Raw genomic sequence first — 20,816 nt, 5'->3', positions numbered from 1 at the left:
CCTAAACCGCGAGACCACCATCGCTGGTCTCGTCCCCAAATAAATGGGGACGAGACACGATGAAAGAGGACAACGAGGCAGCCTATTGATTCAGCTGCTCTTCGATCACTTCGCTGGCAGCCTTGGTGCCGAGCGCACCCCACAGGCCATAGGGGCTTTCGGCGCCCGGGCGGGACTGGTTCTGGTCGTACCAGATCCCCGGCTCATTTTGATTCCCTGCTTCGATCGAATCGGTGATGAACGTGACCGCACCATCACCCATCAACACGTGGCAACCACCTTGGTGGAAGCTGCTGGGTGAAAAGTTGCCCAGGTTGTCGGCCCATTGCCCGATACAGAGTTCGCTGTTGGGCGGACGGACGGTAAAGACCGCTTGAATCGAAGTCCGAAACGCGGACGCCCAACTCATCCCACGACCGTTGGTCTCGTTGACCACGACCCTGACCGGCGGCGTGCATCCCCCGGTGCTTTGGCTATCACACCAAAACCGAGGTCGATCGGGATCGATCTCGTTGGATTCGATACAGTGCAGCGGTTTGAAGAAGTGATCGTCGCCGTTGCCACCGGGATCCCAGGAAATGGAACCATTGACCGCCTTGTCGCCTTGGTCGGTGACGATTTCTCCGCACGCAATCGTATTGGACAATCCGTCTTTGACATCACGAAATGCAAATTTCGTGTACGGAGCAAACATGCCGCGGTGCAGTGCCTTGGCATTCCGCGCACCGCCGGCACTGGTCGTCGGCACCATTTCGGCGGTGTTAAAGTGGGACATGATCTGGTTCTTGGGTGCCTCGCCCAAGCAGGCGCCGTAGTTGACGCGGCCACGCCCAGGAAGTCCCGACCCTCCGTCACTCGGGCAACGCAGCGTCGGAATCTCCGACTGCCAAGGGATATACCCCGGGTTGGTCGAATACGACTTGGGACTCGGACCCATCGCCGGCCAGTAATTGAGTGGGCCGGGAGGTGCGGCACCGGTCACCGTCTGGATACTTCGATTGGAAATGTGATCCCACAGGCCCTGCTGCTCAAAGTACGCCGTCAAAGGCACCCAAATACTCAGGCTTTTGCGATTGGCCGTGTTGCTCGCACGCCACCATGCCGGCGGCGTCTCCAGTCCTTTGCCCGTGCCGCCACCGTACGGCGGCAGTTGCTTGAATGCGGAATGATAATTGTGAATTGCCAAACCGAGTTGCTTGAAATTATTACTGCAACTCATGCGTCGCGCGGCTTCTCTCGCGGCCTGGACCGCGGGCAACAGAAGCCCCACTAAGATCCCGATGATGGCGATCACCACCAATAACTCAACGAGTGTAAAACCAGTAGGACGCCCTACTGAGCGAGTTCGAATCATGTCGTGCTCCGATGAAACAAAGAAGGAAGTGATAACACCACCTAGAAGCTCACATCTCGTTGTAGTTCGATCGCGTTTCAATTGCATTGCATTCGCTGAATACCAACAAATGAACATCGATAACTCTTGAACCACTCCCCCTCAAACAAGGAAAGATTCAATGTCTATTAAGCGGGTGAACGCATTGCCTCTAGGCGGGCGACCGAGTGCTGCCCCGTGGATGGGTTTGCTATCGGCCATGTTGAGCAATGAACCGTGTAGGCTAATAGAATGTTCCGCTCGAAAAGCTGCTTTTATCGTTTTTGGGCCGCGTTTTCTGCCTTTCACGCACTCTGGGGAAAACCAATCACCCATAAGTAGCATTTGTTATGTACATGTCCAAGCGGCTGTCGATCGGCGTTTCGATTCCAGCCCGCATGCGTCAGCAAGGGGCCGCGTGCGGCGTTCCTCGCTGATGCGTCGGGCCAATTGGATCTCGTTGATTTTGGTTCATCCACTCGATCGACAGGCCGCAAGCGTCCGGACGCCCATCCCGTTTGGAATCCACGCATTGCTTTGCCATCTCGATGCGATTGGCATTAGACTAACCGACCCACCGATTCATCTTCCCACTTGCAGCGTTGGGCATGACGCCTCCTACACCTCCATCTCATTCTGGCAACCTTGACATGGAGCGGCCGGGTCGTGAGTGTGGATTGGACACGTCGACGTCCGATCCTTCGGCGCGTTGTTTTTCAACACCTCGTTGGTGTCTGCTGGTCGCAATGTGTTGCGTCGTGGGTTGCGGTGCCGATTCGAAAGAGGTGATCGAAACCGAGCCTGGCAACGATCACCGACACATGCCTGATCTGATTCAGACGATGCGGCGCGCGGTTTCGGATCGCAACTGGGACGCCGCTTGGGAACACGCCCCACACGTCTTGCTTTTGCACCCCGAGGATCCGGAGAGGTTGACAGAAGTCGCCATCATCGCGGCGCAGACGGGGCGTACGTCGCAAGCGGCTGAATTAATGATCCGGGCCGCACGTCACAGCGACTTCGATCCGCAGCGGGTTGAAAATGCGATTCGAGCCAACATCGACGTCGGGCGACTCTACGACGTGATCGACTTGCTGCAAGACGCGGTCCAGGCCAATCCATCCGATCAATCGCTGCGGGTCAAGCTGGTCGGCTTTTTAAAAGAAGCCCAACGCAACGTTCTGATCGAGCCACACTACCAGACGCTCGTCCGCAACCGCAGCTTCGATCTGCAGTTGTTGGTCGCATTGACCGATGCCGAAAGCCGCAAGTTTTCAACCCAAACCGTGCAATGGATGATCGAGCGCAATCCCGATGACCGGCGAATCCGGTTGGGAGAAGCGATTGACTTGGCGGACAATCGAAAATTCGAAGCGTCGCAGATCGTCTGTCGAGAGATCCTGGAACGACATCCGGATTTTGCACCCGCCCAAGCGCTGCTTGGGTATGTCCTCGCGGTCCAGCATCGAGAATCGGACTTGGCGGCCTGGAGCGCGGGCACGTCGGATGACTGCATGGAACGGGTCGACTACTGGCTGGCCCTTGGCACCTGGTCGGCAGCAAGCCACAACCACGCCCAAGCGGCGCGCGCATTTTATGAAGCGACGCGGCGAGACCCCAATAGCAGCGTCGCCTGGACCCAATTAGCCACTTCGATACGAGTGCTTCGCAGCTCGGGAGAGAAGTTTTCTGGCTCGGTATCGGACGCCCAACTGCAGCAGATCGACCGCCGCGTGCAGAACCTGCTGCTGATGCGGAAACAGTTGAACGCCTTCACTTGGAGCGAGTACACGAGTCAACGGATTGCCCTGCAGATCGCTCAGTCGCTTTCGAGTCTGGGTAGAAACTGGGAAGCGGAAGCGTGGGCCGCGGTTGCGACGACGCTCGCGGACGACACCACTGATGATCTGGCCGGCATCCGAACACAGATCATCAACCGTCTGAAGAAGGATCAACGCTGGCAATCCACCCGTTGGAACCATGAGTTGGACATCGACCTGTCGCAACTGCCGGTTCCGGTACCGGACGACGTCGACATGCCGCGGCGATTGGCAGGCGTCCCGAAGGGTTCTGCGGATGTTGCAATCCGCCTGAGCGATGAAAGTGCCCGCTGGGGATTGACGGGCATCGGTGCCGACAGTGATCCGGACGACGATCGACGCGGCGCGCTGACGCGGTCGACGGGCGTCGGCGGTGGGGCCATCGATTACGATCTGGACGGCTGGTCGGATGTCGTCGTGATGGGGGCGGGCGGAACCATGCTGCAATCCGACTCGCACCCCAATGAATTGCTAAGAAACATGGGTGATCGACTGGCGCGGGTGTCACAGCTGGCCAATGTCGATGACACCGACTTTGGCCAGGGATGTTGCGTCGGCGATTTCAACGAAGACGGCTTCCCCGATCTGTTCTTTGCCAACCTCGGCGTCAATCGGCTGTTGCGGAACAACGGCGACGGATCGTTCAGCCATTGCGACGACCTTTTGGGCGACGAAACGCCGGCCGAATGGACAACCTGTGCCGCGTTTGTGGACATCAATGGTGACGGAATTTCCGATTTGGTGATCGGCAACTATTGTTCAACCGAGGAAGCCCCCGACCGACCGTGCCCGAACGAATCCGGAGAGTTGGGGACCTGTCATCCGCTGCGATTTCGCGCCCAGGCAAACCGTCTTTATCTGGCAAATGCTGAGGGTCGTTTTTCCGAATCAACCGATCGCCTGACCGACCACATCTCACCCGGTCGAACGATGGGTGTACTGGCGGGCATGCTCGCACCCGACGCGCTGACGATCTTTCTTGCCAACGACATGTCGTCCAATGAACTGTTGACACAAACCGTCGAAACCCAAACCGACGGAACTTCGATGCGGCTGGATCAAACGGCGGTCGCACGTGGCGTTGCCGTCGACGCCGCCTCCCGGCCCCAAGCTTCCATGGGGATCGCGTCCAGCGATTTTGACGGCGATGGGGACCTGGATTTGTACGTGACGGGTTTCGCAAATGAATACAACATCTACTACGAACAAGTCGCGCCGGGGTTTTGGAGCGATCAGACCAGCAAGGTCGGCATGTTGCAACCGACCCTGGCAACGGTGGGATTCGGGACCGAAGCGATCGACCTGGATGGTGACGGGACCGACGAAATCGTGGTGACGAACGGTCATATCGGTGAGTTTGACGACGGTGCGTATGCCTATGAACAGCCGTTCCAGATTTTTCAGCGCCACGGCGATGGCAAGTTCTCTTTGCTCCACGACGATGATTGGGGAGACTATTTTTCACGCCATCACGTCGGCCGTGCCCTGTGGACCGTTGACATCAACGGGGATCACCGCAACGACGTGATCATCACCCACACTCGCGAACATGCTCGACTGTTGATCAACCAAACCCCCGCCACCAACCGCTACCTCTCCTTTCGATTGGTGGGGCGGGATTGTTCGCGCGATGCGACCGGCGCGTTCGTTCGGTTTTCCCATGACGGCCGAAACCGATCGTTGTGGTGTTTGTCGGGCGATGGCTATCTGTGTAGCAACGAACGCATCTTGCGAGCCGGTGTCGGATCGTCCGACGAAGTCACTGACGTTCAAGTCGTCTGGGCCGACGGCTCGATCGATCACATCGGCACGCTGACAACCGACGCTCATTACTTGATCGTCCAAGGTGACGGCGCGGCGACCAAACTCCCTCGCGGACAGAAGTAAAACCCAATGCAATACGTGCGGCAAACGACGCGTCGGAGTATCACATCACTTCGCACCGATTCTCGCCGGACCCGATCAACCTGGGGCGCGGCTTGCCCGATGGTGGCGACCGTGTTGATCATCGCCTTGTCGGCATCGACCGGCTGCCACTCTCAACCGTCGGACGATCCACAGGCGACGGATCGCGGGCAGCTTGCCTCCCACGATTCGCACGATCGGATGTTGCACACCCTCGCGAAAATCAAAGCAGAGATCCCCGAGCAGAATTTCTTCCTGGGCAGCGCCGACCTGATCGAGTTACAACAACAGCTCGATACTCAACCCGAACACGCCTTCGAAATGCGGGGAGCGTTGCTGTTTGAAATCGGCAGCAGAAACGTCTTCCTCGGCCGGACGGCTCAGGGCATCGAACAGCAGAAGGCGGCGTTCAATTTGCTCCGCCAAGCCGAGGTGCCGCAGAGTGTGTTTGACAAGCTGTTCTTTTCCATCGGCGTGTCGCATCTGCGGAAAGCGGAAAATGACAACTGCATCGACAACCACACCGCGGACAGCTGCATCTTTCCGATCCGAGACGATGGAGTCCATGTCCATCAAGAAGAAGCGTTGCGGGCGATCGCCTACTTTTCTCGTGTGCTGGAGACTCGGCCCGACCATCTGCCCTCGCGGTGGCTGTTGAACCTTTCCTACATGGCGATCGGTCGCTATCCCGACGCAGTCCCCGAACCGTTTCTGATCCCACCCGAAGCGTTCGAGTCCGAACAGACGTTCCCTCGGTTCGTCGATCGCGCCCCGGATTTAGGACTGGACACGTTCAGTCTGGCTGGCGGAGCGATCGCGGATGATTTTGACGGCGACGGATTCTTGGATCTCGTCGTCTCGTCCTGGAGCCCCGCAGGACAGCTGCGTTTCTACCGCAACCATGGCGATGGAACCTACTCCGACGAAACCGAAGCTGCCGGGCTGCTGGGCATCTATGGCGGTCTGAATCTGCTGCAAGCCGACTTCGACAACGATGGGGATCTCGACCTGTTCGTTCTGCGCGGCGGTTGGTTGGGAGACACCGGCCGCCACCCCAATTCGCTTTTACGCAACGACGGCAATGGTCACTTTCGTGACGTCACGTACGACGCCGGCCTGGCCGAAGAAAACTATCCCACACAAACCGCCTCGTGGGCCGACTACGACAACGACGGCGACCTGGACCTGTACGTCGGCAACGAAGCTTTCCCGAACCAACTGTTTCAAAACCAGTCCGACGGGACCTTTGTTGAAATCGGCAAGGAGGCCGGCATTGCCGATCCGGGATTCACCAAGGGAGTCGTTTGGGGCGACTACGATGACGACCGGTTTCCCGACGTCTACGTTTCCAATATGGACGGTCCCAATCGGCTGTTTCGAAACCTGGGAAACGGCAGCTTCATCGACGTGGCACCGGAACTGGGAGTGACCGGCCCGAACGTGAGTTTTCCGCTTTGGTTTTGGGACTACAACAACGACGGTGCGTTGGACATCTTCGTCGCAAGCTTCTCACAAAGCGTTGACCCGATCGCCGCCGACTTCTTGAAGATCCCCCATCGAACGGAAATGGATTGCCTGTACCAAGGCGACGGCAGGGGCGAGTTCGACGAAGTTGCCGCGGAAAGAAACTTGCAACGGGTGACACAACCGATGGGGTCCAATTTCGGCGACCTGGACAATGACGGTTACTTGGATTTTTACCTGGGAACGGGGTTTCCAAATTTCGAAGCCCTGGTCCCCAATCAGATGTTTCGCAACGTCGATGGAAAATCGTTTTCGAACGTGACCACCGCAGGCGGATTCGGCCATTTACAGAAAGGGCACGGTGTCGCGCTGGCCGACCTGGATCACGACGGAGACCAGGACGTGTTGCACGAACTCGGCGGCTGGTTCGCCGGCGACGCGTATGGAAACGCTCTGTTCGAGAACCCGGGGTTTGGCAACCACTGGATCGTCGTCAAATTGGTCGGCACAAAGTCCAACGCGGCCGCGATCGGCGCCAGAATTCGTGTCGACACCACCGAATCGTCAACGCCGCGTTCGATCTATCGCTGGGTCAACAGCGGCGGCAGTTTCGGCGGCAACCCGCTGCGCCAACACATCGGACTGGGAAAGACGAATCGCATCGCGCGTCTGGAAGTGTTTTGGCCCACGACCGGCAAGACTCAGGTCTTCGAAGACCTGCAGGCGAACCAGTTCATCCGAATCACCGAAGGCCAATCCGACTACCAGACGCTCCCCTACAAGCCAGCCCCGTTTTCCGCAGCAGCGACCGCAACGCCCGATCATTCCCATCACCATCATCACACCACCGACGGTCAACACTAACGATTCATCCCGTTCCAAAGTTTGGAATGTCCCCCAGTTGCACCAGCCGGAACCTCGTTTTTCTCTCCTTGTTGGTGCTGTAGGTATTAGCGGAACGGCGCGAGCCGTCCGGTCGCGCTTCAAAAACACCGTGAAAGACCGGAGGGCTCGCGCCCTACCGCTAACAAGCAACACCCCGCATGGCGTCAAAGCGCGAGGCATTGGGGTTGCGTTATGCAGCGAGACACCAACGAAGATTACAACTCCATTCGGACTCGGCACATTTAATCGCAACACCATTTACCGAAACACGCCGACGATTCGCCAAAGCCCCAACAGCGCGACGCCACACACGACGAGCGCGGCCAAAAATTGACGCACCCGTCCAACCCTTTCTCCGGTCGTGCGTCCACGCCAAATCACCACCAGCAACAGAAAACAGGCGACGATCGGCAACAATAACCCGTTGGCAACTTGTGCGAATTGGATCGTCAGTGCGGGACTCTTGCCGAACCAGATCGCGACCAGTCCGCCGGCCAACACCACGCCCAGCGCGATCACTCGAAAGCGTCGGCTCGATGGATCCGCTTTCCAATCCAACGAACCACAGATCGCGTACGCGGTCGCGATCGGCGCCGTGACCGCGCTGGTCAGCCCGGCCGCAAACAGCCCCAGCGCGAATGCGACACCGCCGCCCCGGCCCAGAGCGGGTTGAAGCTGCTGGGCGATTTGATCGATCGATGTCCAAGCCGTCCCGGTCTCGTGAAACGCGGTGCTTGCGGTCACCAAGATCGACGCCGTCACCAATCCGCCCAGCGCAACCGATAGCCCGGTGTCCCAGTCCGATTGCCTGGTCGCCAGAACCGGATCGACACCCCGCCACGTTGCCGCGGCGCCGCTGGCATGCAAAAACAAGTTGTACGGCACAATCGTCGTGCCGATCAACGCGATCACGATCGTCAGGTTTTCGGCGCTGAGTCGCGGCAGGAAAAGCCCGTGCAAAATCTGTGTCGCAGACGGCATGGAGATCACGCCGGCGACCAGGAACGAGACACTCAGAAGAATCACCCAGACGACCAAGACGCGGTGCAATATCTTGTAACGTCCCAGCCAAATCACGCCCGACGTCAATGCGATCAGAATGATCAACCAAACGACGGCGTCACCATGAGTCACCGAAGTGATGCCCGCCGCCGCTCCGGTTAGATTTCCCGTCTGATACGCCGCGTTGCCCACACCGATCGCCGCGATCACCAACACCATCGCCGGACGCAGCAGACGCGACTGTGAAAGTGATTGTCGGATCGATTCGCCCAAACCCGCGCCGCTGGTGATTCCCAAGCGGGCCGCGAGCGATTGAAGCACGATCGTCCCCAAGCTGGCGAACAGAATCGTCCACAGCAATTCGCATCCGAATTGGGCGCCGGCCCGGCTGGCCGTCACGACGGTGCCCGGCCCGATGAACGCCGCGGTGACCAGCAACCCCGGGCCGATTCGAAACCGGGCTCGCGGCTGGCCTACCGTCGCATCACGGTCGACCATCGGCAACTCCGACGCCCGCGATCGCGTACAACCCGAACGTCGCCAACCAGTGATCGCCCTCGTAGTGCCCGCTGTTGATGTACGCCAATCCCGCCGCGAGATGCGACTCCGCGTTCTCTACCAAGACACGTTTGAGTGGATGATCGTCGCGCAGCGCCGACGCAACCGAACGCAGACACCAGGCGCGGTTCAAATTCAATCCCGCCAAGTGAACGATTTTCGGATCCGTCACATCGCTGACTGCAACCGGCGCGATCGTTCCGTCGGTCAGTTGCGTTGCCAGCTCAGGCACAAACCGGGCCAGCCAGTCCTCGAACGCTTGTTCCGATAACACCCGACGCATCAAATCGGCTTCGTTCCAACATGATGAGAAAAAATCGTGCCCGGAGGGTTCATAGTGCACGGGGTAGTCGAGGTCGGTTGCAAAGTACTCTTTCGCTCGATCGATGACCAAAGCCTGCAACTCCGGCATTTCCATCGCACGGGCGTAATCCAAGATCTGTCCCAAAGCGAATCCCGTGTCGGTGTGCTGGCCGGTTCGAATCGGAAACGTCAACTTCGGCAGATAGTCATTCACGCGTCGCGCCAAGACTTCTTCCAGCGGCCGCAGATTCTCCCGCCAGCGTCTCGCGTCCGCATCGTCCCAGCCGTCGAGTTCGATGACCAAGCGAAACAACCACGACCAGCCATACATCCGCTCGAACGTCTTCTGCTCGCCCCGGGCAAAAAACGCAGCCTCCTGTTTCAAGTTCTCGTCGGACAGGTGTCGCGACAGCACCTCGCGTATTCGAGGTACCGATTGCATACCGGGATAGTCTTTCAACAACCGAACCAGCACCCAATGCCCGTGCACGCTGCTGTGCCAGTCATAACACCCGTAAAACGCCGGAAAATGCTCACGCGGTGCTTTGATTTGATCCTTGTTCAGATAGACCAATGACAGCTTGTTGGGAAATTCGGTGTCGACACCCTTCAGCACCAGTCCCGCCCACGACTCCGCCATCGCCTCGTCCATGGCGACCGGAGTGGACGGCTGCGCGATCGCGTGGCCTCCGGTTTGGAGCATCGCAAACGCGACGCTGGCGACCCACCACCAACGAGCGAGTGGTGGCCAGGCTGGCGTAGAATGGATCGACAGTTTGATCGGGAGCATCGGCATTGCAGATCGGAAGCGTTGAGATTGAGGGCAAACAACGGTGCATCATGACAGATGATCCGACACCGCTTGCACGCCAGGCCCCGATTATGGGTCAAAAAAGGGATGGGTCAAAAAAGGGGTGGGTCAAAAGATGCCTGACGCGAATGGTACGGGCGTAAGCAGAATGAGATTCAGCCACCGTTGGTGTTAGCCTTCAGGCGATTCCCGGTCGCTGCTACGCAGCGACAGTGGGCGGCTAAAGCCTGCACACCAACACTTATGCCCGTGCCCTTCAAGTCTGACGCGGATTCGTCACCGTGCACGACTCCCATCTTTTGACCAACAAATCTTTTGGCCAATCCCCCACATGCCGGAGACGTGACGTGTGTCGCCGGCGTTCCGGCGTGGCCAGCGAAAACACGGACGCCGGCAAAGAACTGACCGGTGAAAGAAGATTTTTTCCAGCCGGCGGATTGTCGGCGACGAAGGGGTGCCCCGGCACGTAATCGGTAGCCAATTGATTGCTAGGGAATCAGCTTGGCACCTCGGGCTCCATTCCCTTTCCCCGGATCGCGGATTTCCACAGCGTTTTAGGATTGCTCAACGGTTGGCACGAATTCTGCAATGAGTGATGCGGAGGTTTTTGAGCACCTTCTCTCCCGCACCATGTACGACCGCTTGTTTCGGAGCTCCGCGATGTCCGCCGGCAATCTTTACCCCACCTATCTTCCGATCGGCCACGAAAAACGACGTCTGTTGCGCCCCCGTGCGGCGAGCAGGGAGACGGTGAACCACCCCTTCCGAATCGACGCGCGAGCGTGGTGGGTGATGCTGATCGTCAGCGTCGTCGCCCTGGGAACGAGCGGCTACCTGGCGTGGTCGTCCTTCACCGCGTCCCCCGTCGCCGGTTGTGATGGCGGCAGCGTCTTCAATTGTGAACATGTGCTGCACAGCCGTTGGTCGACGGTGTTGTCCCTGCCGGTCAGCGTTCCGGCGCTGGTGTTGTACTCCACGGTTCTCTCACTACTGCTTTGGAATCCGGGGTCGGAGTCCGCCACGAGAACACGTGCGTCCGTCTTGGGCGCTGCGTCGCTGACCGCCGGCATGGCTGCGATTTGGTTTGTCGGACTGCAAATCTTCTCGCTCAATCACCTTTGTCCCTACTGCCTCGTCGCACACGGCTGCGGGATCGTTCTCGCCACCACGTTCTTGTGGAACCGCCCGATCACGTCACCCGGATTGAAGTGGACGGCTGGTTTCGCAACCCTCTCGATCGCGGGTTTGATTGCTCTGCAAAGCATGAACGCAGAACCGGAAACGTTCGAAGTGATCGAGTATGCCGATCCCGTTCCGGCCCAGCTTGGAACACCCACGACGTCACCGGTCGAAACGCAAGACGAGATGCTTTTCGAATCACCGGTCGCAAATTTGAACGCGGATTCAAGTCAGCCGATTCACCAACTCGGCCGTGAACTGCAGTCCGTCCTCGGAATGCTGGCCCATCCGGCGGCGCTGTTGACGCTGCAAGTCACCGAACCGGCCGGCCAACCCCACACCGTCAGTATTCTCAACGGAACCAAACTGGACACCGCCAGCTGGCCGCTGCTGGGAAATTCCGATGCGCAGTTCGTCCTGGTGGAGATGTATGACTACACCTGCCCCCATTGCCAGCGAACTCACGCGACGATCGAAAAGGTTCGAAAACAGTACGGCGATCGCCTCGCGGTGATCACGCTGCCGGTCCCGCTAGACGGCAAGTGCAACCCGACCATCCGTTCCACCCATGCCAGCCATCGCGAATCCTGTGAGCTTGCCAAGCTGGCGATCGCCGTTTGGCTCACCGACCGAAGCCAGTTCGACGGTTTCCACCACTACTTGTTTGATGCCAAACCCGGTTACGCACAAGCGATGGCGAAGGCAAAGACGATCGTCGCCGGCGACAAACTCGATGAGCACTTGCGGAGTACCTTACCCGGTGACTTCATCAAGCAGCACATCAAGCTCTATCAAAAAGCGGGTGCGGGAACGATCCCCAAATTCCTGTTCCCCAAAGCGACAACCGCCGGGTCAATCGAATCACCCGACGCATTGATTCGTTTGATCAACCAACACCTAACGTCCTAGTGGTGTGTCAAAATTAAGTTTCCGAGTTGCATCGGTCGAGCGGAAAAGCGTTCAAGGACGAACGGCACGGGCACAAGTAACCAGGGATTCAGCAACCGTTGGTGTTTTAGCCTTTAGGCGATTCCCGGTCGCTGCGACGCAGCGACAGTGGGCGGCTAACGAGACCGTCCAGCTTAGGGAGATCGCTTTTCTGATGTACGATGGCCCTTCCGGGCCGTCGCCCGTGGGGCTCTGCGCGACGACCTAGAAAGGACGTCGTACACCCCTCCGCCGACCACCTCTCACCCATTCGGTCAGATCATTCAGATTTGTCGCGTTTCGCGCTAGCCCTAAGCTGGACGGTCTCTAAAGCCTGCACACCAACACTCTTCAGATCGTTCCCAGGCTCCGCCTCGCATGTTCGCCGGTGGAGCCGGCGAGGATGGCAAGCAGGATGCTTACCCCACTTCCACTTCGCGCCAGCCTACGCGCCCCCATCATTCTGCCCCGAATCATTCTGCCATTGCAACTCGTTCCCCGGCTCCGCCTCAGTTCGTCGCGCAAACCGTTCCGCAGCGTTTGCCCGAAGGGCATCCACAACATAGCCTGGGGTCAGGGAGCGAGCGCAGCGGAGCGACCGCCACCCCAGGAAAGGAAAGCCAAATTCTCGCCCTCCGCCTTTCGATCGGCGGCGGCTCTGCCGCCGCCGATCGAAAAGCGGAGGATTTTCTGAATCAACCTGACGGACTGCTCGACGCACGTAGCACAGAGAGCTGTTTCTGCAACTCCAACGCTTCCCTCGCATTCGGGTCCAAGGTCAACACGATACGAACCTCTCGAATCGCCTCGTCCAGTTGCCGTGATTCCAACAACCGCTGCGCCAATCGGATTCGCCAAACCACCTTGGTCGGGTCGTGATTCAGAGCCAGGCGAAGCGAATGGATTGCTTCGTCCGACTTCCCCAGTATTCCATAGCACCGGGATTGCATCTCGTGAAGCGTTCCCTCTTCGAGCCGTCGCTTGGTCGCCGAAGGCGTTGCCAACAGCTCTAGCGTCCGCCGGGCGCACTGATCACGAGCGTCGGAATCATTCTTGCGATCAAAAGCCAGCGTGGCTTCCAAGGTGACGACCGGATCCGCGGGCAACAGCCGCTCGATGATCTCATCATGGCTCAGCACGGTTTCCGCCACGCTCAAGATGCCGTGCAAGTACTTCGTTGAATAGGTCAGCGATTCGTTCCAGTGCTCGACGGCCTCGGATACCCCTGCTTGATCTAATGCCAGCTTGCCCGTCAGGAAAGCAAGGTTCGGATCGCCGGGATGAAGCGTCCTGGCCCAACGCAAGTCATCCAGTCGCTCCTGGTCGTTCGTTTGGTGACGGCCGTAGTTGGCCAGCCAAACACTCGGCTCCCAGGCAAGCGGACACAGTTTCATCGCGATGATGCTGTGTTCATTGATCAAATCGACCAACACCTCTTTCGCCGCGGGCGAATCCAACCGGTCCATCGCCAACTGGCTCGCTTTCGCGACTTGCAACTGTCGGGTGATGTCCTCAGGCGTCAACTTGGCCGCACTGACCATGTTCTCAAGTGACTGCTTCGGCATCGATTGATCCATCCGCTCGACCGCGGCGATTGAAAATCGTTCTGCCAGATGGTAACGACGCTTGGTGTAGAGAGCGAAAAAGGTGAACCCGATCACAGTCAACGCGGTGACGTTCACCCCCAGACGGGCAACGGCGTTGGCAAACGCCGGCATCGGTCGGTCTTTGGCAGGTTGCGTTTGCCGTCGACGCTCCCGTGAACCAACGCGTTGGCAGCAAAGCAGTGCGGTAACGATCACCGCGAACATCCCCGTCGCCGGAACGCGTAAACCGAAGTCGACCAGGCTGTGCAGCAGCACGGCCAGCAATCCGATGCACGCTCCTGCCGACAATGCACTGCGACGTGCCCCGATGGCGATTTGGTACACGACCACACCGGCCATCAAAACCAGCGACAGCAGGCCCACAATGCCGTACTCGTTCAAGACATCCAGAAACTCATTGTCAGCCCGGATGGACTTGTTCGTTTCGCTGGTCCACTGCGGATCCCCGGTCATCTGAATCGTTTCCCAGTAACGATACGTTTCGCCACCAGATCCGAACCAGGGAAACTCGGGAACGCTAGACAATGCCGCCTTCCACAGAATCCATCGCCCGTCGCTGGAGTAGCGATCGGAGTCGGCGAGCATGTTCAGACGGGATTCATAGAAATCGAATCCGACCCAAAGCAACAGCAGCGTGGTGGCCGCCGCGACGGCAACGCCCAAAACCAGCCAGCGTTTGACTCCGCCGACGCTCAGCCGCAACAACAACACCACGGTGATCGCGACGACCGCCGACAACACACCGCCACGCGAGACGCAGACGATCAGACTGGCAATGATAAAGATCAACGCGACCAACAACCAAGTCGCGACGCCGTCGGCGAGCAGCAACCGGTGCCAATGCCGCCCCATCTTCTCCAACCGTTCCATCAACAATCCGAGGGTCAAGCCGAGCCCCAGATTCATGAAGAATGGAAAATGGTTGCGATTGACGAACGGACCAAACCCCAATCCGCCTGGGATCTCGTACGTCCAATAGGCCAGCCCGTCGTGGGATCCGAAGTGCTGAGCGATCCCGAATACCGCAAGCGCCGAGGCAACGATGACGGCCGTGATGCTCAGACGCCGCAAACTCCGTTCGGGCGACTGAAAGCAACACACCATGCCGAACAGACAGGCCGCGGCAAGGTATCGAATCAGGAACTGGAAACTGCCGCCTGCATTCAGCCCGAGCTTCGAGCCCGCGAACCAAGCGGACGCAGCGTCAGCAGCGAGAGTGTGCTGACCAGAAAGAGAGGCCGCCGAACCATGGTCCGCCGTCCAGGTCGAGACACCGGGTGCGAGTTGGGCGATGGCCCATTCAGGAAGCGGGATCAAATGCAGTCCGGCGACGGCCGCCAGACCCAGCATGCCGACCAAGACCAGTCGCCCCGACCATCCGGCCCTCCATCCAGGCCTGGCCCCGAACATCAGCCAGACGGAGAACACCAGCAACGCGCACGCGAGGCCACAGAACAAGAAGAACTCGGCGCTTGCCCCTGCGGACCCGAAGGGCCAAGGTGAACACAACACCATCCCCAGCAGCAACGCCTCAATGACGGCTTGAGAGGACTCCCCGATACGCCCCGACGCATTCACTGAACTGAATTGTCCGCCCAATCGTTGTACGACGTCCTTTCTAGGTCGTCGGTGGAGTGTGACGCGATCAGCGAATCCGTTGTACGACGTCCTTCCCAGGTCGTCGAGGAGAGCCCCACGGACGACGGCCCGGAAGGGCCATCCTACTCCGAAAAGCGGCCGCCTAAGCCTGGACACCAGCGCGCTCCCAGCCGCTCCGCTACCGGGACATATTTCAAATCCGAGATCTTTGATTTGAAATTTGCGAACTCGATTTCGAGTTCGCAAGGCAAGACGGTTCGCCGCCCGCGAACCAGAATGCTAAGAAATTGACGGGACTCTTCCCGGAAGAATCAGAATCCGCCGGGTGAGATGATTCGGCATCGAGCCCGACGCGCCGTGAATTCCCAATCTTGCAGCAATTCCGTCTCAGCGACGTCGATGCCACTTTCGCTCGGGGAAACGGCCTCCGCCAGGTCCAACATTTCCGTGGCCGGCACCGGTGCCATCGCAACGGCAGCCGCGCTGCCGATCAGCAAAACACAGAGTCCAACACACGTTCCAATTTTCAGCTTATTCATACTTGAGGTCCTCGGATGATGAATCGGTCTAACTTTAGGGCTACGGACAATTTTTGGCAAGATAGACGACACAGAAAACTTATTCCCGTCGGCCACCTTTCGCCGTTCAGATTCGCCGCCGACGACGACGCAGTCCTGTGACCAAGCCGATCGCCGCAAATGCCAGCAGACTGCTCGGCTCGGGAACCGCCGACACGCTAAACGCGAGATCAGAGGTGTATTCTGTCTTGCTAATCGTATCACCCACCAATTCCGCGTAGTGCTCAATGGAGACGCCATCGCCAACCGTAGAACTGGAGAATGGTATCGCCCAGACGTTTCCCAGTGCGGGATCTGTCGGATCGAATTGATAAGGCAACGTGGCGACGACCGAGAACCAATACGTCTCTCCGCCCGTGATCGCGAATGGTGTGACGTCGGCCGAGTATTGATAGTAACCGGGCTGAAGCAGCGTCTCGGATGCCGTCCCCACGTCGAACGAGTACAAAGCGGTGTCAGCAGGTTGGTTCGAGAAGGGGCCCGTCGTCGTGTCGTTGGCGAAAATACTGATCGTAAACTTCTCGGCAGGAAAGATCGTCACACCTGGAGGTTCGTTGTTCTTGTAAAAGCCCAACCAACTGAATGAGGTGACAGTCAAATCCTGCGAAAAGGAAAAGTTGTCGAAAAAAGTGCTAAAGTCCTGCCTGGGATCATTATCGTCAGTACTGGCTGGAACACTTGTGTCGAACTGTGAAACACCACCGGTACCGCCAGCAACAGTCACCGGAACGAAGGGGTCCGCAATCTGATTGAAAACAACACCCGCTTTCGCGTCCGATGTCGTCACCCACGAACTCACGACGATCACCGCCGCGAGCGTCAGAAACCGAAACTTTTTTGATGAATATTTCATAAAGCACCTATTGATCTACACTGGAAAGAACACTGCAAGTTTGCCTCGACCGCGTCGAGTGTTTGTGAATATCTGGAAAGCCCGTCGTCGCACGCTCTGCCTCGGAAGTTGAACTCCGAAGCACGCGTCATCAAACCCGCCAAGGCGCTTGGTTGGTCCGACCCATTAAAGGTCCACTTTTCGATCCAACAAGGGCAACGCAGATGAAGATTGAATTCACGAGCACTAGGGACTGTCGCCACGCGGTAGCTTTCAACAATGGGCGTTGCGCCACCACTACAGATTGCTTTCTTTGATGGACTCTTGGTGGACAGTCGCGTGGTCGGTTCCAGCCCTCCCTCGCGAACCCGCGCAACGCTTGACAGGCCGTCGATGCACGTACCGATGTCAATCAACCGCATCAGGGACATCAACGCCCCCGCCCAGCGGAGCGTCATCCTGAACACGTCCGCCATCGACGAATTCATGCAGCGCGTCCACCTCGCAATAGTAAGCACTGCCGTCGCTGTTCCCGCTCGCCACTCCGATCAACCGCCCCTCAGCATCCAGCAGCGCGCTACCGGACATGCCAGGGGATGACTCTTGGCCGAGACGCCAGTAGGACACGCCAACACCGTCTTGACTACGCCGCGCGGTCTGCCGTGTCACGTTGTCAATTTTTGAAACGACCGCCGCTCCCGATCCCGTGCAATCGACGATCCACGCTTCGCTCAGGATCGATTCCACCGGCGCCGCGGAAGTGACGGAAACGCATTGAGCCGGTTGGATCAGTGCCGAAACACGCAGGTAAGCCAAATCGACGTCCGGATCCGAGCGAAGGATTGTCACGGCGGAGGGCGCATGACGAAGCGTCGTACCCACAACGGATGACGTCCGAAACGATTCGATCCCGTATCGCCCCGGCTTTTCAATCACGTGGTACGCCGTGACCACGTCGAACGATCCCTCTCGTTTTGCAACGACCACTCCGCTGCCGACGAATTGTTGGTTCGCATCCAAAATCCGCACCGCAGTTGCCCGCCCGAGCGTTTCAATGCGTTCGGCCGTCATCGCCCCCGCAGACGGCTCGCCCTGCGACTGCCTCGTGCCATCGCCATCGTGTGCATCGCCCGAGATTTCCCCCGTATGCGTTGCAACTTCGTTGACCGCAGCAGTTTCGTCCGCCATCCACGCAGGGAGTTGACTCTCGTCCAACTGGCCGTCTATATCGATCAGAGTCAGGTAGCCCAGCTGCACCACGACAAGAACCAAACAGACCGAAGCAATCAAAATTTTCATAAGAGTCAGGCAGAGTCCCAGGAGACGATGACGCACATCGGCAGCGAAAACGTGTAGGAATCAGTGACTTCCACGTTGGTTTCTAGGCCCGGGGGATATCGTTTGTATAACGGCAGCTTTTGCCAACCAATTCAGATTCTCTCCCTCTGGGGGTTCTTCCGCGAATTTAGTGGCTGCTCTCGGATACTCGGGGAAGGTTTTTTGAGGGATGACTGCGATGTCCGATGGTTCTGTTCGGTCTGATGGCGAAGCCAGCTGTAGCGGAGACGGGCTCTGCGGAGGAGCAATCCGCCTAGGAATCACCTGGTCTGCGATGCGGCGAAGGTGCTTCGTGCCCTCCACCGGCCCGCGTCGCCGGAGGGGCAATTGAACCGAGCGTTTGTCGTCCAACACCCATTCGGACATCGCAGCAATGCCTCAAAAAACCTGGGTCCTGAGTGATTAGCCATTAATATCCACGAAGAACCCCCTCTGGGAGAGACGGCGTTTGCGCAACAAGTGAACGCCAGAGAGGACCCACGGTGCGACACCCCTGAACCGATCGCCGACACCACCGGCAACCACTAAACCGAACAACTTTGGTCCGCTGCGGGAACGGACGGCGCAGCGATCCAACGGACCAGCAGCACGAGACACTCCGCCGCACCGACGCCTGCAAACGTGTACCCCACGTCGGGCCAGCTGAATCCGCGTGTCGGGATCCACAACTGCATGAACTCCAATCCGACCAACACGGTCACGACCGCGGCAAACAACACGCGTCGCCTCCGATCCGATACCTCCGACACCAGCAAGCACGCCGGGACCAGACACACGCCGAGCGCCATCACAAACGTTCGAAAGTTGAAATTCGCGTCCAACCAGGCAATGACCGGGTTCGGCAAGAGCGCCAAATCGGCCGCCGTCGTGCCGGGTTTTAAAATTGCATACGCGGCAATCGACAGTGTCATCGCCAGCCAACCGCTAACCAGACGAAACCGCCAAGGATGCACACGGTCTTGTTGCAGTTTTTCTGCAGCGATATTGATTTGATCCGTCGTGTCCACTGTTCAACGTCCTGCCGTACGAGAAGCTTCCGTGATAAACCCCTCTTGGGATTGCCCTTCGATCGCCGGGGTTCCCATCGATTCAGCCGCATCAAAACGGACGGCCTGCATGCAAGCGGTGTCGCCACGAATCGCAGAACCCGTTGAACCGACACTGTCGACGGTGACACGTCCATCATCGATCGCGCAGACGTCTTTCAAATCGCGAATCCACTTCGCCAGAATCGATCGCCGCCCCAAATGCTTGACCGCATACTGCCGCGCCGCGGCACCCATCGACTCTCGCAGGGCCGCGTCACCGGCCAATCGCGCGACCGCATCCCCGAACGCCACGTCGTCTGCCGGCGGAACCACGATCCCGTGTCCATCGACGACGTCGGCGATCTGCGTTCCCGGCGAGGCACAGGCGACGATCGGGCGGCCGGTCGCCAGCATGCCGGTCAATTTCGACGGCATCACCAGATCGGCCGCATCGGCGCGTTGGGGCAGCAAATGGATGTTCGCACAGTTCATCAATTCGTTGAAGCGTTCCATCGGCTGTGGCGGCAGGAATTGCACGTTCGACAAACCTCTCGAAGATTCCAGCAACGACTCATAAGCCGCGCCTCGGCCGCAGATGACGAAGTGCAAATCGACACGATCGGCGGATCGGCGGGCGGCCTCGATGACGATTTCCAATCCCTGTTTCGCGCCGATGTTTCCCGCATACAACGCGACGCACCGATCCGGCGGAATGTCAAACTTCGCCCGCAACTCGGCGTCCGCATCGATCGGTTTCATGACCTCGCAGTCGACCCAATTGGGGAACGAAACCACACGTTGTTCGGCGACACCTTTTTGAACCAATTTCAACAGCATGTTCGGCGAGATACTCGAGACGCGATCAAACCGCCGCATCAGAAACGCTTCCGCCGCCAAGACGAATTTCTTCAGTAGCGGTTGTTTCAGAATCCCGAGTTCAAACGCCGCATCGACCTCGAAGTCCTGCACATGCAACCAGGCTTTCGCGCCACAGAGCCGCGCGGCCAACCAGGTCGTCGGCATACAAAACGCGGCCGGTTCGACCGTCATCACCACATCCGGCCGAAACCGCAACGCCTTCCAAAGCACGACCGGAATGCTCGACAATCCGAACGAAGCAAGGTGCACAATCCGCTTCAACCCCGTGACCTTGCCCGGCACATAAAGCGGACAACGAATCACTTCGACAGGGAAGGGAGTTGGCAGTTGGCAGTCGTCAGTTGGCAGAGGGGCGGAAGAAGAAGTAGGCAGTTTGCAGTTGGCAGTTGGCAGCGGGGCATGAGGAGCGTGGAGACGCTCAGACGCGTCCTTCTCTTCTCGTCCTGACGACTGACGACTGACGACTGACGACTCCCGTTGAAAACGGGCCCCGCTGAATCCTTCGGCGATTTCCCACTGCGGGTAATACGGGGGCGTGGTGACGACGACGACCTCGTGTCCTTGTTCGGCCAGTTCCCGAACCATCTCCCCCGAGTACTTCCCGATCCCGATTTCTTCGGGAGCGTAGTTCAGACCGTGTAGCAGAATCTTCATGTAGCAGACATCAACCTAGTATAATAATCGACGCAATGGATAAACGTCGCTCGCGTGGCCTTTCGGAAGTTTGGG

Annotated in this window: 12 protein-coding genes; 3 read left to right on the top strand and 9 right to left on the bottom strand. The window is 58.5% G+C overall.

From position 1 onward, the window contains the following. Positions 1-82 precede the first annotated feature (82 nt). Positions 83-1,354 carry a DUF1559 domain-containing protein gene (locus tag Enr13x_RS05435; protein WP_145385062.1) on the bottom strand — a complete coding sequence of 424 codons (1,272 nt, stop codon included), beginning with the start codon at positions 1,352-1,354 and terminating at the stop codon, positions 83-85. A gap of 839 nt (positions 1,355-2,193) precedes the next feature. On the opposite strand from Enr13x_RS05435, the gene Enr13x_RS05430 reads away from it, so the two are divergent. Beyond that, positions 2,194-5,079 (top strand): FG-GAP-like repeat-containing protein, encoded by a 2,886-nt coding sequence (locus Enr13x_RS05430; RefSeq protein ID WP_197455808.1) that lies wholly within the window; start codon positions 2,194-2,196, stop codon positions 5,077-5,079. A 6-nt stretch (positions 5,080-5,085) separates the two neighbouring features. Continuing rightward, positions 5,086-7,425 (top strand): CRTAC1 family protein, encoded by a 2,340-nt coding sequence (locus tag Enr13x_RS05425; RefSeq protein WP_145385060.1) that lies wholly within the window; start codon positions 5,086-5,088, stop codon positions 7,423-7,425. A 279-nt stretch (positions 7,426-7,704) separates the two neighbouring features. Here the strand turns inward: Enr13x_RS05425 and Enr13x_RS05420 are convergent, their stop codons facing one another. Both Enr13x_RS05420 and Enr13x_RS05415 read right to left on the bottom strand, forming a co-directional pair. Further along, positions 7,705-8,946 (bottom strand): Nramp family divalent metal transporter, encoded by a 1,242-nt coding sequence (locus tag Enr13x_RS05420; protein ID WP_145385059.1) that lies wholly within the window; start codon positions 8,944-8,946, stop codon positions 7,705-7,707. Next, complete coding sequence (locus Enr13x_RS05415; protein WP_231744112.1) at positions 8,933-10,105, bottom strand: DUF2891 domain-containing protein; 1,173 nt, start codon at positions 10,103-10,105, stop codon at positions 8,933-8,935. Before Enr13x_RS05415 ends, Enr13x_RS05420 begins: the two co-directional genes overlap by 14 nt. Before the next feature lie 603 nt (positions 10,106-10,708). Between Enr13x_RS05415 and Enr13x_RS05410 the strand changes: the two genes are divergently transcribed. Then, positions 10,709-12,208: a vitamin K epoxide reductase family protein gene (locus Enr13x_RS05410; protein WP_231744111.1), complete on the top strand. Its 1,500-nt coding sequence runs from the start codon at positions 10,709-10,711 to the stop codon at positions 12,206-12,208. 713 nt (positions 12,209-12,921) lie between these two features. On the opposite strand, the gene Enr13x_RS05405 is transcribed toward Enr13x_RS05410, so the two are convergent. The 6 genes from Enr13x_RS05405 to Enr13x_RS05380 all read right to left on the bottom strand — a co-directional run bounded on the left by Enr13x_RS05405 (position 12,922) and on the right by Enr13x_RS05380 (position 20,741). Next, positions 12,922-15,291, bottom strand: coding sequence for an O-antigen ligase family protein (locus Enr13x_RS05405; RefSeq protein WP_231744110.1), 2,370 nt, complete (start codon positions 15,289-15,291; stop codon positions 12,922-12,924). Positions 15,292-15,743: 452 nt separating this feature from the next. After that, a complete protein-coding gene (locus Enr13x_RS05400; RefSeq protein WP_145385057.1) occupies positions 15,744-15,971 on the bottom strand; it encodes a hypothetical protein in 228 nt (75 codons plus the stop codon). A gap of 106 nt (positions 15,972-16,077) precedes the next feature. Further along, positions 16,078-16,551, bottom strand: a complete 474-nt coding sequence (locus Enr13x_RS37725; RefSeq protein WP_197455807.1) for a PEP-CTERM sorting domain-containing protein — start codon at positions 16,549-16,551, stop codon at positions 16,078-16,080. Between the two features lie 699 nt (positions 16,552-17,250). Then, positions 17,251-18,141, bottom strand: a complete 891-nt coding sequence (locus Enr13x_RS05390) for a S1 family peptidase (protein ID WP_145385055.1) — start codon at positions 18,139-18,141, stop codon at positions 17,251-17,253. Positions 18,142-18,704: 563 nt separating this feature from the next. After that, on the bottom strand, positions 18,705-19,187 hold the full coding sequence (locus Enr13x_RS05385) for a hypothetical protein (RefSeq protein WP_145385054.1): 483 nt from the start codon (positions 19,185-19,187) through the stop codon (positions 18,705-18,707). Positions 19,188-19,190: 3 nt separating this feature from the next. Next, entirely contained in the window at positions 19,191-20,741 is a 1,551-nt protein-coding gene (locus Enr13x_RS05380) for a glycosyltransferase WbuB (protein ID WP_145385053.1), read from the bottom strand. Between the last annotated feature and the right edge of the window lie 75 nt (positions 20,742-20,816).

Source organism: Stieleria neptunia, assembly GCF_007754155.1.
Lineage (GTDB): Bacteria > Planctomycetota > Planctomycetia > Pirellulales > Pirellulaceae > Stieleria > Stieleria neptunia.
Note: the sequence above shows the minus strand (reverse complement) of the source record. Positions and strands in the feature narration are given on the sequence as shown.

Bases quoted from the DNA above. Each gene is read 5' to 3' on its own strand.
- Enr13x_RS05435 (WP_145385062.1), bottom strand. From the start codon at position 1,354: ATGATTCGAACTCGCTCAGTAGGGCGTCCTACTGGTTTTACACTCGTT.
- Enr13x_RS05430 (WP_197455808.1), top strand. From the start codon at position 2,194: ATGCCTGATCTGATTCAGACGATGCGGCGCGCGGTTTCGGATCGCAAC.
- Enr13x_RS05425 (WP_145385060.1), top strand. From the start codon at position 5,086: ATGCAATACGTGCGGCAAACGACGCGTCGGAGTATCACATCACTTCGC.
- Enr13x_RS05420 (WP_145385059.1), bottom strand. From the start codon at position 8,946: ATGGTCGACCGTGATGCGACGGTAGGCCAGCCGCGAGCCCGGTTTCGA.
- Enr13x_RS05415 (WP_231744112.1), bottom strand. From the start codon at position 10,105: ATGCCGATGCTCCCGATCAAACTGTCGATCCATTCTACGCCAGCCTGG.
- Enr13x_RS05410 (WP_231744111.1), top strand. From the start codon at position 10,709: ATGAGTGATGCGGAGGTTTTTGAGCACCTTCTCTCCCGCACCATGTAC.
- Enr13x_RS05400 (WP_145385057.1), bottom strand. From the start codon at position 15,971: ATGAATAAGCTGAAAATTGGAACGTGTGTTGGACTCTGTGTTTTGCTG.
- Enr13x_RS05390 (WP_145385055.1), bottom strand. From the start codon at position 18,141: ATGAAAATTTTGATTGCTTCGGTCTGTTTGGTTCTTGTCGTGGTGCAG.
- Enr13x_RS05380 (WP_145385053.1), bottom strand. From the start codon at position 20,741: ATGAAGATTCTGCTACACGGTCTGAACTACGCTCCCGAAGAAATCGGG.